Consider the following 13,137-nt stretch of genomic DNA (forward strand, 5'->3'; position numbering starts at 1 on the left):
AGGGGCGCGTACAGCGCGCCGGGGACGACAGCTTGCGTGCATATTTTCTTCGGCTACACTCACGATGCCCTTGGGGAATCAGGTAATTGGCGGCCATGCTTAAAAAACTACCTGCACTTTTTGCCGGATTGCTCGTCGCGCTCACGGCTTTTGCCGTCAACGAGTCCGAGCTGCGCAACGGACACCCCGACACCTATACGGTGAAGCGTGGAGACACCCTCTGGGACATTTCCGCCCGCTTCCTCAAGAAACCCTGGCTGTGGCCGGAAATCTGGCAGGCCAACCCGCAGGTGGAAAATCCACACCTGATCTATCCGGGTGACGTGCTCAACCTGTCCTACCTGAACGGCGGTGGCGGCGCCCGCCTCAGCAGCACGGGGCCGCGTGTGCGGCGCGAGCCGCTTGATGAAGCGATCCTGCCGATCGATCTCAAGGACATCGAGCAGTTCCTCAAGAACATGCGCGTCGTCGACGACAAGACGTTCCGCGGACTCCCGCACGTCGTCGCGATCGAGGAAAACAAGCTGCGCGGCATCAACGGCAGCCTTGTCTACGTGCGTGGCCTCGACGCCAAGCCCGGCGACGCCTTCGTCGTCGTTCGGCCGACCAACCTCTACTACTCGATCGAAGGCCGCAAGAACGAGCCGCCGACTACCCATGTGCGCCAGCTGGACGCGCAGCACGGCCAGAACAAGATGATCTGGCACAACAACCCGGTGAAGAACATGTTCGGCCGCAATTCGAGCGTGCTGGGCTATGAAGTGCAGGTCATCGCCAACGCGCAGGTCACGCGCACCGGCGATCCGAGTTCGCTGCTGATCACCTATTCGGACTTCGAGATACGCGCCGGCGACCTGATCATGCCGATCGAGGCCAAGCCCTACGATTCGCAGTACCTGCCGCATCCGCCGACGTCGGTTCCGGCCAGCTTCGAAGTGCTGGCATTCACCGATGCGCTCAATGCGGTCGGCCCCAAGCAGGTCGTCGCGCTGTCACGTGGCGCGGCCGACGGTATCGAGAACGGCCACGTATTCACCATCTATCACCCAGGTGACCGGATCACGGACAAGTACAAGTATCCCGACGACGGTGCGCGCCAGTTCTTCAATCCGAAGGACTCCAAGGTCACGCTGCCGGAGGAATACGTGGGCCACGTCATGATCTTCCGCACCTTCGATCGCGTCAGCTACGGTCTCGTCATGGACGGCCTGCGGCCGGTACACCTGAACGACGTGCTGCGTGCCCCGGAATAGTCAGGAAAGTTGAAGGCAGGAGCACAGCTGCGCAACGCTGGTGATGCCCTCGTTGACTGCATGAAAGGCGCCGGCATGACCGGCGCCTTTTTTCCGTGGGCGCCTATACTCGGCGCATGAATCCCGAGTTGCGCAGTCCTGAGGAAACGGAAGCCTGGCTGGTCCTGCTGCGCGCGCCGGGCCTCGGCGCGACCCGCCTGCGCAGCCTCGTGACGCGTGCCGGCAGCGCCGCGGCAGTCCTGTCCGGCCTGGAACCGCTGCGCCGCGAGTTCTCGTTTGCCGAGGAAACCCTGGCCTGGCTGCGCACGCCCGACCACGCACGCATCGCTGCCGACTGCGACTGGCTCGCCGCCGACGGCCGGCACCTGCTGACCTGGCTCGACGAGGATTACCCCGCCCTGCTGCGAGAGGCCGGCGCAGCCCCGGCGGCACTGTTCGTGGCCGGCGACGCGAGCAAGCTCTGGCTGCCGCAGATCGCGATCGTCGGCGCGCGCAACGCGACCGCCGGCGGCCTGACCAACGCGCGCAGTTTTGCCCAGCACCTGGCGGCCGCCGGTTTTGCAGTGACCAGCGGCCTGGCCGACGGCGTCGATGCGGCCGCCCACTCGGCGACCCTCGATGCCGGGGCGTCGACCATCGCGGTCATGGGCACCGGACCGGACCGGGTCTATCCGCGCAAGCACGCCTCCCTGGCCGCACGGATCCGCGCAAACGGCGCTCTGGTCAGCGAATTCCCGCCGGGCGTCGAAGCTCGCCCGGCGCACTTCCCCCGCCGCAACCGCATCATCGCGGGACTCTCCCTGGGCGTGCTCGTGGTCGAGGCCAGTACGCAGTCCGGCTCGCTGATCACGGCGCGCCTTGCCGGCGAACAGGGCCGCGAGGTGTTTGCCTTGCCAGGCTCCATCCACAATCCGCTGGCCCGCGGCTGTCACCAGCTGATCCGCCAGGGTGCCCGCCTCGTCGAGACTGCAGCCGAGATCATCGAGGATCTGGCGCCGCTGGCGCAGGCGCTCGGCGAACGCCTGCGTCAGCACCTGCTTCCTCCGGCATCCATCGACGCCGCGACGGCCGCCGCGCCGGCCCGCGACGCCGACTACGGCCGCGTCCTCACGGCCCTCGGCCACGACCCGACCGGGCTGGACGAGTTGTCTGCGCGCACCGGGTTGGGCGTCGCGGCGCTATCCTCGATGCTGCTTCTGCTGGAGCTCGATGGCGAGGTCAGCAGTTGCGGCGGCGGGCGCTATCAGCGCCGCTGAGCGCATCGCCGGACGCCTGATCCGGACCATCCCGTCATTCAGATCGGCTTGACAGCACCGCGCAGCCTGTGTGCACGATGAAAAAAGAGGATGCCGCGGACCGGCGTCCCAATCCCCACGCAATCGACCCAGCAGTTGCCGGTTCGCCGGCAGCCCGCGCAGAGGACGCGCCACCCGCAATGGCCAAGAACCTACTCATCGTCGAATCGCCCGCCAAGGCCAAGACGATCAACAAATACCTGGGCAAGGACTTCACTGTCCTCGCGTCCTACGGCCATGTGCGCGACCTCGTGCCCAAGGAGGGCGCCGTCAACCCCGACCAGCAGTTCGCCATGAACTACGCGGTCATCGACAAGAACGAAAAGCACGTCGACGCAATCGCCAAGGCCGCCGCCAAGGCCGACTCGCTCTATCTCGCGACCGACTTGGATCGCGAAGGCGAGGCGATTAGCTGGCACATCAGCGAGATCCTGCGCGAACGCGGCCTGCTTGAGGGCAAGCAGGTACACCGCGTCGTGTTCTCGGAAATCACCCCCAAGGCGATCCGTGAAGCAGTAGACCATCCGCGCGAATTGTCGCTGGATCTGGTCAACGCCCAGCAGGCGCGCCGCGCGCTGGACTATCTGGTCGGCTTCAACCTGTCGCCGGTGCTCTGGCGCAAGGTGCAGCGCGGCCTGTCCGCCGGACGCGTGCAGTCGCCGGCGCTGCGCATGATCGTCGAGCGCGAGGAAGAGATCGAGGCGTTCAAGGCGCGCGAATACTGGAGCATGGACGCGGAGCTGGCCCATTCCGCCACCCCGTTCCGCGCCCGCCTGCTGCGCCTCGACGGCAAGAAATTCGAACAGTTCGACCTGACCGAGGCCGGTGCCGCCTACGCGGCGCGCGACGCGCTGTATGCCGCCGCCGGCGCCCACCGCATCGCCGGCAGCGACACGCCGTTCGATACCGGCGAGCCTACCTGGAGCGGTGGCCAGCTCAAGGTCGCCGACGTGCAGTCCAAGGAACGCAAGCGCCGCCCGGCCGCGCCGTTCACGACCTCGACGCTGCAGCAGGAAGCCGCGCGCAAGCTCGGCTTCACCACCAGCCGCACGATGCGTCTGGCGCAGCAGCTGTACGAGGGTATCGCGATCGGCGACGAGGGCGTGGTCGGCCTGATCACCTACATGCGTACCGACTCGACCAGCCTGTCCAACGACGCGATCGAAGAGCTGCGCGACGTGATCGGCCGCGACTACGGCAAGAAGGCGCTGCCGGAGACGCCCAACGTCTACAAGACCAAGTCCAAGAACGCGCAGGAAGCGCATGAGGCGATCCGGCCGACCGCGGCGATGCGCCGCCCGGCCAGCGTCGCCAGCGCGCTCAGCGAGGAGCAGCGCAAGCTCTACGACCTTATCTGGAAGCGCACGGTCGCCAGCCAGATGCAGCATGCGACGCTGAACACCGTCTCGGTCGACCTCGCCTGCGGCGCGGATTCGGCATTCCGCGCCAGCGGCACCACGGTTGTCGACGCGGGCTTCCTCGCCGTCTACGAGGAAGGCAAGGACCAGAAGGCCGCTGAAGACGAGGACGAAGGCCGCAAGCTGCCGCGCATGGCCGTCGGCGACGTCGTGCCGTTGTCGGCGATCCTGGCCGAACAGCATTTCACCGAGCCACCGCCGCGCTTCTCCGAAGCCAGCCTGGTAAAGACGCTGGAAGAATTCGGCATCGGCCGGCCGTCGACCTACGCCAGCATCATCCAGACCCTGCTCTCGCGCGAGTACGTCACCCTCGACGCACGCCGCTTTCGCCCGACCGACGTCGGCCGCGCGGTCAGCAAGTTCCTGAGCGGCCACTTCACCCGCTACGTCGACTACGACTTCACCGCCAAGCTCGAGGACGAGCTTGATGCGGTCAGTCGCGGCGAGGAGGACTGGGTGCCGCTGATGCAGCGCTTCTGGTCACCATTCAAGTCGCTGGTCGAGGAAAAGAACGAATCGGTGGACCGTTCCGAAGCCAGCGGTTCGCGCGTGCTCGGCGACGATCCGGCCAGCGGCAAGCCGGTCACGGTGCGGCTGGGCCGCTTCGGTCCATTCGCCCAGATCGGCACCAAGGAAGACGAGGACAAGCCGCGCTTTGCCAGCCTGCGCGCGAACCAGAGCATCCACACCATCTCGCTGCCCGATGCGCTTGAGCTGTTCAAGCTGCCGCGCAACCTCGGCGCGCATCCCGACGGCACCGACATCACCGTCGGCGTCGGCCGCTTCGGTCCGTTCGTGAAGCACGGGTCGGTCTATGCCTCGCTCAAGGCGGAGGACGACCCGTATACGGTCGAACTGCCGCGCGCCGTGCAGTTGCTGCACGAGAAGGCCGAGGCCGCCGCCAACCGGCTGATCAAGAGCTTCCAGGACGGCGCGATCCAGGTGCTGCGCGGCCGCTACGGCCCGTACATCACCGACGGTGCCAAGAACGGCCGCATTCCGAAAGACCGCGAGCCCGAGTCGCTGACCGAAGCCGAGTGTCTGGAATTCCTCGCCGCCGCGCCGGACAAGCCGGCACGCGGCGGCGGACGCTTCGGCAAGGGCAAGGGCAAAGCAGAACCCAAGACCTCGGCGAAGAAGAGCGCTGATGCCGGGTCTGCTGCCAAGAAGGCCACCGCCAGCAAGACGGCCGCCAAGAAAACGACAGCCAAGAAAGCGACAGCCAAGAAGTCCGCCGGCAAGTCCACCGCCAAGAAAGCCGCAGCGAAGAAAGCGCCGGCCAGATCGAAAGCCTGAGGCGGCATCGCCGTGATCGCGCATGATCTGGACGCCGCTGCCGCCGCGCTGCGTCGCGGCGGCGTCGTCGCCTATCCGACGGAATCGGTCTATGGACTCGGCTGCGATCCGCACAACGAAGCGGCCCTGAGCCGCCTGTTCGCGCTCAAGCAACGTCCACCTCAGCAGGGTGTGCTGCTGATTGCGGCCGATTTTGCGCAGATCGAGCGCTATATCGCGCTCGACGAAGTGCCCGTGGACGTGCTGGACCGGGTCCGCGCCACGTGGCCCGGACCGCATACCTGGATCCTGCCGCGTTCGCTACGGGTGCCCGCCTGGATCGCCGGCGGCCATGCCGGCATCGCGTTGCGCGTGACCGCGCACGCGCCCGCCGCAGCGCTGTGTCGGGCCTTCGGCGGCGCACTGGTTTCGACCAGCGCCAACCGCCACGGCGAACCGCCTGCACGAACCGCGGCCGAAATACGTACGGTGTTTGGCGGCGATCTCGATGCGATTGTCGATGCCCCGGTCGGGGGGCTTGAGCGGCCGACCGCGATACGCGACGCTATCAGCGGGAAATTGGTACGACATTGAGGGCCGGGGGGCTATGTCCGCAGTCATTCAGGGAGCGCGCGGCACAGCGGCAGTGCTGCCGCTGGTCGCCGGAAAGGAAGAGCGCATCGTCGCCTGGCTCAGCGGCCGACCCGTGCGTCAGAAGGAATTCCTGCGCCATGTCGCCGCTGTTGCCGCTGTTGCCGCACAGTTGCCCAGGGCCGCGGCCGCGGTCAATCTGTGCGAAGACCGCTATCACTTCCTCGTCACGTTTGCCGCCGTCGCCGTCGCCGGCCAGACCAATCTGCTGCCGCCCTCGCGTGCGCGCCAGGATGTCGACGAAGTCATGGGCGCGCACCCGGGCTGCTATGCGATCAGTGATCGCGTGCTCGATGCTTCGCCGCCGCGCTTGTGGCAGTTGCCCGCGCTGGATGCGTTGAACCTCGCCGCAGACGCGCCGATTCCGCTGATGCCCGGCCGCCAGATCGTCGCGATCGGGTATACCTCGGGTTCCACCGGCACACCGAAACCCAACGCCAAGACCTGGGCCGGCTTTTACGCCAGCAGCGCGTTGAACGCGACGCTGCTGCGCGAGCACTGTGCCGATGCGCCGCTGAACCTCGTAGCGACTGTGCCGCCGCAGCACATGTACGGCATGGAGATGTCGGTGCTGCTGCCGTTGCTGGCGGATGTCGCTGTCGATACCGGTAAGCCGCTGATGCCCGCCGATATCGCCGCGACGCTCGCCGCGCTGCCGGCGCCGCGCGTGCTCGTCACCACACCGGTGCATCTGCGCGCGCTGGTGCAGTCGGACATCGCGCTGCCGCAACTCGCCGGTGTGGTCTGCGCGACCGCGCCACTGTGCCGCGAACTGGCCGCCGCGGCCGAGGCGCGTTTCGCGACGCGAGTCATCGAGGTGTTCGGCTCCACCGAAACCTGCGTGATTGCACACCGACGCAGCGCCGAGCAGGAAAGCTGGCAGCACTATCCCGGAATACACCTGCGGCCGCAGCCGGACGGCACGCTGGTCGCCGCCGACTGGTTCGACGCGCCGGTCGCATTGCAGGACATTGTGGAACTGTTGCCCGGACGCCTGTTTCGCCTGCGCGGTCGCAACTCCGATCTGCTCGAGATCGCCGGCAAACGCGCCTCACTGGCCGACCTCACGCGCCGCCTGCTCGCGATAGACGGCGTTGTCGATGGCGTGATCTTCCAGCGCGACGGCGACCACTGTGGCGTGCAACGCCTGGCCGCGCTCGTCGTCGCACCGGATCTGAGTGAGGCGGCGATACTTTCTGCGCTGCGCGGCGCGATGGACCCAGCCTTCCTGCCGCGACCTTTGCGCAAAGTGGATAAATTACCGCGCAACGAAACCGGCAAGCTGCCGCGCGCCGGACTGCTCGCGGCGCTCAACACGGACAAGAGTGTGGAGGAGTGAGAAACGAGTAGCGGCGCCCGCCGCTTCCCGTTCCACTGAGCAATTCCTCTGACGCACGCAGAGGAGAAGTAAAGTCAAGAAGCGCAAGATCCGCCTTTACTCGTTTCCCGCTCATCTTCCCTCTCTACTGACTCATCAGGCGGCCCGCGCCAGGCTATCTTCCGGCTCCTCCACCGCATCCGGCGCGAATTTTCCCTGGTCGGCCAGCTCGGCGAACAAGCCGCCGCGGGCGATGAGTTCGTCGAAGCGCCCGCTCTCGACGAGCCGCCCCTGATCCAGCACGAGGATCAGGTCCGCCTTGCGCACGGTGGACAGGCGATGTGCGATGACGAACGTCGTGCGGTCCTGCGACAGGCCCGTGAGCGCCTTCTGGATGCGCGCCTCTGTACCGTTGTCGAGCGCGCTGGTGGCTTCGTCGAGAATCAGGATCGGCGCGTCCTTGAGCATGGCGCGCGCAATGGCGAGTCGCTGGCGCTCTCCGCCGGACAGCGAACGGCCACGCTCGGCCACGAGCGTGTCGTAGCCCTCGGGCTTGGCGCTGATGAAGCCGTGCGCTTCCGCCGCGCGCGCTGCCGCCTCGATCTGCGCGGACGTCGCCTGCGGATTGGCCAGCTTGAGGTTCTCCGCGATCGAGCGATAGAACAGGCCCGGCTCCTGGAACACGACGCCGATGTTGCGGCGCAGGGAATCCAGCTCGAGTGTGCGCAGATCCTTGCCGTCGATGCGGATGGCGCCGGACTGCGGGTCGTAGGCGCGATAGAGCAGGCTCAGCGCCGTGGTCTTGCCGGCACCGGTAGGTCCGACCAGCGCGATGGTGCTGCCCGCGGCGGCGCGAAAGCTGAGGTTCCTGACCGCCTGTACCGGCATGCCGTCGGCGGGCGCGTAGCTGAAGCTCACGTCGTCGAACACCACGTCACCCCGCGCGCGGCCGAGGTCGACCGCATCGGCCCGACTCCCGATGGCCGCTGGCGTGTCGAGCACATCGAAGAAGTTGCGCAGCGAATGGGTCTGGAAGAACAGGCCAGAGATGAAGCCGGCGAACTGCTCCAGACGCCCGATCAGCATCATCGAGAAGCCGACGAAGCTGACGATATTGCCGACGCTGACTTCGCCCTTGGCATGCAGGTTCGCACCGAGCGCGAAGATCGCCACGATGGTCAGCGTACTTGCCGCGCGGTTGAGCACCGACAGCACGGCCCAGCCGCGTAGCACCGGATACTGTGCGCTGAGCACGCGCGTCATCATCTGCCTGAGCGCACCGATTTCCTCGCCGAGGCGCGTAAAGCTCTGCACCACGCCGACGTGGCCGAACACGTCGCTCGCGCGCGTGGAGATCTCATGGTGCAGTTCTTCGACTTCCGCCTGCGCCTGGTGCGTGCGCCGGATCGCGATTGCGTTAAACACGGCGAAGCTGGTCATGAGCCCGACCATGAGCAGGGCAAGCTTCCAGTTCATGTACAGCGCCACGGGCACCATCACGAGGATGGCCAGCAAGGTGGCCAGATGCTCGCGGAAGAAACCGAGCCACAGGCCGAACAGATTGCCGACACCACCATGCATGATGCGCGAGAGGCGGCCGGTGTGGTTCTCGCCATGGAACGACAACGGCAACGACGCGCCGTGGGCAAAGAACTGCTCGATCGCGGCGAGCCGGCGCCGGTGGGCGAGACGGTCGGCGTGCAGCGAGATCCACACGCTCGCCGCTACGCCGCCGAAACCGGCCAGCGCCCACAGCGCGATCAGGCGTGGCGCATCGGCGGCGCCGCTCACGCCGAGCGCATCGACCACCTGGCCGAACAGCAAGGGTTCGACGAAATAGATGCCAGCCAGCGCAAGGTTGGCCAGGGTCAGGGTGATAGCGAGCTTGCGTTCGGGCGCAAGCAATCCGATGACGCGCAGATAGAGGCGCAGGACGTTCACCGACGTTGATATTCCCCGGATGCGCGGGAGTGCGCGGCGCGCATTGATGCATCGCTTCGCCGTCGCGCGGCTGAACAAATGCCTCCGCGGGAGCGCCCGGGCGCCGGGTATACAAAACGTAACGATTTCGTGGCTTCTTCTCGCGCCCTTTCTTCGTGTAGCCGGCGATGCGCATCGGGAATTTCCGGCCGGCCATGGCCGCACGTTACAATCGCGACCCGTTTTGCCTTTTCCTCAGGGTTGCCATGAAAGTCCTCGTCATCGGGTCGGGCGGGCGCGAGCACGCGCTGGCCTGGAAGATCAAGCAGTCGCCGCGCGTGGTCGAGGTGATTGTTGCGCCTGGCAACGCCGGCACGGCGCTCGAACCCGGCGTGCGCAATGCCGCGGTGGCCATGACCGATATCGAGGGACTGCTCGCCCTGGCCAGGCGCGAGGGGGTCGAGCTGACCATCGTCGGTCCCGAGGCGCCACTGGTCGCCGGCGTCGTCGACAAGTTTCGTACCGCCGGGCTGCGCTGCTTCGGTCCGCGCCGCGTCGCCGCCCAGTTGGAGGGATCCAAGGCCTTCGCCAAGGATTTTCTCGCCCGCCGCAACATCCCCACGGCCCGCTATGCGGTGTTCACCGAACTTGCCGCGTCCCTCGCCTATGTACGCCGTCACGGCGCGCCGATCGTGATCAAGGCCGACGGCCTTGCCGCAGGCAAGGGCGTGGTCGTCGCACTGACCCTGGCCGATGCGGAGCTGGCGCTGCACGACATGCTCGGCGCGCATTCGCTCGGCGACGCGTCCGCCCGCGTCGTGATCGAAGAATTCCTCGATGGCGAGGAAGCCAGCTACATCGTCATCAGCGACGGCCAGCGCGCCCTGCCGATGGCCACGAGCCAGGACCACAAGCGTCGCGACGAAGGCGACCTCGGCCCCAACACCGGCGGGATGGGCGCTTACTCGCCAGCACCCGTGGTCACGCCCGAGGTCGAGCAGCGCATCCTGCGCGAAGTCATCGAACCGACCCTCGCGGGCATGGCGGCCGAAGGCGCGCCCTTCATCGGTTTTCTCTACGCCGGCCTCATGATCGACAAGAGCGGCGCGCCCAAGGTCATCGAGTTCAATGTGCGCTTCGGCGATCCGGAAACCCAGCCGATCCTGATGCGCCTCAAGTCCGATCTCGTCGAACTCGTCGAAGCGGCGCTGGACGGCCGGCTCGACCGCATGACGGCCGAGTGGGATCCGCGGCCGGCGCTCGGCGTGGTGCTGGCCGCGCAGGGCTATCCGGGCACGGTACGCCTGAACGATACGATCGAGGGGCTCGGCGCGAACCTCGATCCCGATGCCAAGGTGTTCCAGGCCGGCACGAAGCTCGACGAGCAGGGCCGCGCGGTCAGCGCCGGCGGACGCGTGCTCACGGCCTGCGCGCTGGGCAAGGACATCGCCCAGGCGCGCGAGCGCGCCTATGCAGCCGCGCGCAGCGTGCGCTTCGACGGCATGTTCTATCGCCGCGACATCGGCTACCGCGCGCTCAACCGTTGAGCGCTGCGCCGGACAAAACGTCAGGGACGTCGCTTCCCGGACGACGCATCATCGCGCCATTCCCTCGTCGAGCACCCGCCATGCGCCTTCTCGTTGCCATCGCCGCCACGCTGCTTTCGTTCAACGCGACGGCTGCCGTATACAAGTGCAAGAACGCCAGCGGCGCGATCGAATTCAAGGACAAGCCCTGCGCGCCCGGCACCGGTGGCGAGATCGCGGTCAAGGGCGTCGCACCCTCCGAAACGGTCAGCCCTGGTTCTGCCCGCGGCAAGGGCGGCAGCAGCGCCACGCTCAGCGGCGCATGGTGCGAATACGCCGTATCGATGGATGCGCAGGGTGAGAAGGACGACTCCATGCCGGCGGACTGGGTCTTCGACGGCGACACAGTCGAATACCGCATGAAGCGCGGCGGCGGCACGATCAGGAGCCGCATCGTGCGCAAGGAATCGGGCTTCGCGATCGAGAACGACATGCTCGGCGGCGGCGATAGGGACTGGGAGATCGTGTCGCAGCGCGACGGCGAACTGGTCGTGCACGGCCCGATCGGCGGCTATTTCCACTTCCGGCGCGGTGCCTGCCGCTGAGGCGCCGACGCGTCCACTGCGCAGGAGCCGCGCGCAGGCTTCCGGCCTGCGCGCGGCCAGGTGGGAAGCGAGCGCGCCGGCCGAGACCTGGCGTCACTCGCTTCTCACTCTTCTGCCCTATTTTCCGGCCCGGGCAGCGTCCGGGTCAGTTCTGCCGGGGCGCAGGAGCGGTCGCCGTCGGTGCGGGACGCGAGGGCTGCGGCTGCAGCCTTGCCGGCTTGAAGAAGCTGTTGTCAGCCGGCCAAGGGCGGTCGGGCATCTGGCCCGTTTCGAACTTCTTGAAAAACTCGCGAAACGGTTCCGCCGCTTCGGTGCCGCCATCGCGCACTGCGGCGAAGATCGCCGAGCCCTGCATTTCCTTGGCCACCGTGAAGTTGCCACGCGCCGCATGCGCGAGCGCGATGGCTTCGACCACCGGTGGCGCAGGCCGCCGGCGATAGAGTTCGTCCGCATAGCCCGAGGCGACCTTGTGCTGCGCGTCGGCGGCGCCGCGGCAGGTGCTGACCACGCGCACGTAGATCTGCTTGACGTAGGGTCGCGGTTCGGTGGCATCGGGTTTCGGCAGAGCCGGCTCCAGGTCTCGCAGGGCCTCGGTACAGCGGCCGTCAGCGACCTGCGCTGCGGCCAGACGGCCGAGGTGCTCGGCAACCTTCGGCTCCAGCTTGATGAGCTGGCGGTACTGCTCGGCGGCGGCGGCATAGCGGTTAAGGCGCATGTAGCGGTTGCCCAGCAGCAGGCGCGCTTCGGTCAGGCTCGGACTCAGGCCGATCGCCTTTTCGTAGTCGGCCTGGGCCGCGGCTTCGTCGCCGCCCGTCTCGGCCACCACGCCACGCGTGACCAGCGCGGCCGCATCGTTGGGCGACAGCCGCACCGCTTCGTTCGCTCGCGTCGTGGCCAGGCTGCGATTGCCGAGCAACGCCTCGATGCGGGCCGAGAGACCGAGCAGGCCCGAATCGTTGGGCTTGCTCCTGAGGGCCTGGTCCAACGGAACGCGCGCGTCTTCGAACTGCTGCACGCCAATCAGGAAGCGCGCTTTCGACAGCGCATCATCGCTGCCCGAACCGCCGGCAGCCGGCGCAGCCTGGCCGGCAACCGGCATGGTGATCGCGCGTGCGCCGAGAAACCCGGCGAGCAGCGTGTCGAGTTGCCGGACGGCGGTGGTGCCCGCCTTGGCGCGTGCGGTGTTCGCGTTGGCGGTGTTGCCCTGCGCCGCAAAGATGTCGGCCTGCACCGCGTAGAGCTGGTCTGCGGCCGGGTCCAGCCGCAGCGCTTCGTTGATCGCGCTCAGCGCGTCGGCATGGCGACGCTGGCGCAGCGCGATGCGACCGCGCAGTGCAGCGAGCGACGCATTGTTCTTGCCCTCGGCACCCGCCTGTTCGGCGATCTGGCGCGCGCCTTCGACGTCGCCGGCCGTCAGTCGGCCTTCGATCACGGCGATGCGAATGGGCAGGTACTTGCGGTCGAGGCGTAGCGCCTGCTCCAGCAGTTCATTTGCCTGCGCCGTCTGGTTGCGCATGCGGGCGAGCATGCCGCGCAGGTAGATCCAGCGCGCGTCCTCCGGCGTCACGACAATGGCGTTGGCCAGCGCCACGTCGGCGGCGTCGTACAACCCGGCCTGCGCATAGCTCGAGGCGAGCAGCGAATACGCCTTGGCGAGCGGTTCGCCCACCATCGTCATCTTGCTACGGTCAAATTCGGCGCGCATTTCGACGAGTTGCGCGGCTTCTGCCTTGCTGAGGTTGCTGAGATCGGGAGACGGCACGGGCCGGATGACGTTCTGGGCGAAGGCCGCGGCGGATAGCAGCAGCGCGATGGCGCCGGCGAGGGCTAGGCGGGTCAGTTTCATGGAACTCCGGGCGCCCGAGGGGCGTTCGTT

At 67.3% G+C, this 13,137-nt stretch carries 9 protein-coding genes; 7 read left to right on the forward strand and 2 right to left on the reverse strand.

What is annotated here, in order from left to right; translation table 11 throughout:
• Positions 1-95 precede the first annotated feature (95 nt).
• The 5 genes from RUU78_RS24265 to RUU78_RS24285 all read left to right on the forward strand — a co-directional run bounded on the left by RUU78_RS24265 (position 96) and on the right by RUU78_RS24285 (position 7,231).
• Positions 96-1,253, forward strand: a complete 1,158-nt coding sequence (locus RUU78_RS24265) for a LysM domain-containing protein (protein WP_313920352.1) — start codon at positions 96-98, stop codon at positions 1,251-1,253.
• A 116-nt stretch (positions 1,254-1,369) separates the two neighbouring features.
• Complete coding sequence (dprA, locus tag RUU78_RS24270) at positions 1,370-2,509, forward strand: DNA-processing protein DprA (RefSeq protein ID WP_313920480.1); 1,140 nt, start codon at positions 1,370-1,372, stop codon at positions 2,507-2,509.
• A gap of 179 nt (positions 2,510-2,688) precedes the next feature.
• Positions 2,689-5,262: a DNA topoisomerase I gene (locus RUU78_RS24275; RefSeq protein ID WP_313920353.1), complete on the forward strand. Its 2,574-nt coding sequence runs from the start codon at positions 2,689-2,691 to the stop codon at positions 5,260-5,262.
• Positions 5,263-5,277: 15 nt separating this feature from the next.
• The gene (locus tag RUU78_RS24280) at positions 5,278-5,835 is read left to right on the forward strand and encodes a Sua5/YciO/YrdC/YwlC family protein (protein WP_313920481.1); all 558 of its coding nucleotides are present in this window, start codon (positions 5,278-5,280) and stop codon (positions 5,833-5,835) included.
• Positions 5,836-5,848: 13 nt separating this feature from the next.
• Positions 5,849-7,231, forward strand: coding sequence for an AMP-binding protein (locus RUU78_RS24285; protein WP_313920354.1), 1,383 nt, complete (start codon positions 5,849-5,851; stop codon positions 7,229-7,231).
• Positions 7,232-7,366: 135 nt separating this feature from the next.
• Here RUU78_RS24285 and RUU78_RS24290 read toward each other — a convergent pair whose 3' ends face one another.
• Positions 7,367-9,151 carry a glucan ABC transporter ATP-binding protein/ permease gene (locus RUU78_RS24290; protein WP_313920355.1) on the reverse strand — a complete coding sequence of 595 codons (1,785 nt, stop codon included), beginning with the start codon at positions 9,149-9,151 and terminating at the stop codon, positions 7,367-7,369.
• Between the two features lie 245 nt (positions 9,152-9,396).
• Here RUU78_RS24290 and purD point away from each other — a divergent pair, with 245 nt between their 5' ends.
• Entirely contained in the window at positions 9,397-10,677 is a 1,281-nt protein-coding gene (purD, locus tag RUU78_RS24295; protein WP_313920356.1) for a phosphoribosylamine--glycine ligase, read from the forward strand.
• An 80-nt stretch (positions 10,678-10,757) separates the two neighbouring features.
• Complete coding sequence (locus tag RUU78_RS24300; protein WP_313920357.1) at positions 10,758-11,261, forward strand: DUF4124 domain-containing protein; 504 nt, start codon at positions 10,758-10,760, stop codon at positions 11,259-11,261.
• A 145-nt stretch (positions 11,262-11,406) separates the two neighbouring features.
• On the opposite strand, the gene RUU78_RS24305 is transcribed toward RUU78_RS24300, so the two are convergent.
• Positions 11,407-13,107: a tetratricopeptide repeat protein gene (locus RUU78_RS24305; RefSeq protein WP_313920358.1), complete on the reverse strand. Its 1,701-nt coding sequence runs from the start codon at positions 13,105-13,107 to the stop codon at positions 11,407-11,409.
• Between the last annotated feature and the right edge of the window lie 30 nt (positions 13,108-13,137).

It is taken from the genome of Tahibacter sp., from assembly GCF_032229445.1.
Taxonomy (GTDB): domain Bacteria; phylum Pseudomonadota; class Gammaproteobacteria; order Xanthomonadales; family Rhodanobacteraceae; genus Tahibacter.